The sequence below is a fragment of the Kitasatospora phosalacinea genome (genome assembly GCF_000717185.1).
Classification (GTDB): domain Bacteria; phylum Actinomycetota; class Actinomycetes; order Streptomycetales; family Streptomycetaceae; genus Kitasatospora; species Kitasatospora phosalacinea_A.
This window is the reverse complement of record NZ_JNYE01000273.1, coordinates 1-561: the sequence shown is the minus strand read 5'-3', so window position 1 is coordinate 561 and position 561 is coordinate 1. Positions and strand designations below refer to the sequence as shown.

Genomic DNA, 561 nt, shown 5'->3' with positions numbered 1-561 from the left:
AGCCAGGGTCGGGCCAAAGGCCGCAAGAGCTTCGCCTGGACCGACTACCGCGACCTGATCGTCGCCGCGCACAACCAGCTCGACGGCCCGATCGTCCTGATCTGGGACAACCTCAACACCCATCTGGCCGCAGGCATGAAGGAGTTCATCGCCGCCCAGGACTGGCTTACCGTCTACCAGTTGCCCGCTTACGCCCCCGATCTCAACCCGGTCGAGGGGATCTGGTCGCTGCTGCGGCGAGGATTCCTGGCCAATGTCACGTTCGCCGACCCGGAGCACCTGGTGCGGACGGTCAGACGCGGCCTACGGAAGATCCAGTACCGCCCGCACCTCATCGACGGCTGCCTGGGCGGGACCGGACTGGCCCTTGCCCCGCAGTCGACGACCACACGAGATCTCGGCCAGCACCCCATCTGAGCTGCGATCACTTACGCGGGCGAATGCAAGATGATCGCCGTACAGTGAGCTGCACTGATCTTCGTGGAGTCCTTGAAGCCTGGGTTACGATCCAGGCGTAAGGAGAACCACCTGCAGTGCCAGCACCACGTAAGTACCCCGATG

At 64.0% G+C, this 561-nt stretch carries 1 protein-coding gene; it reads left to right on the top strand.

Going from position 1 to position 561, the window contains the following annotated elements:
- The coding region (locus OO57_RS37980; RefSeq protein ID WP_033257487.1) for a transposase at positions 1 to 417 on the top strand (417 nt) is incomplete at its 5' end.
- Positions 418 to 561 lie beyond the last annotated feature (144 nt).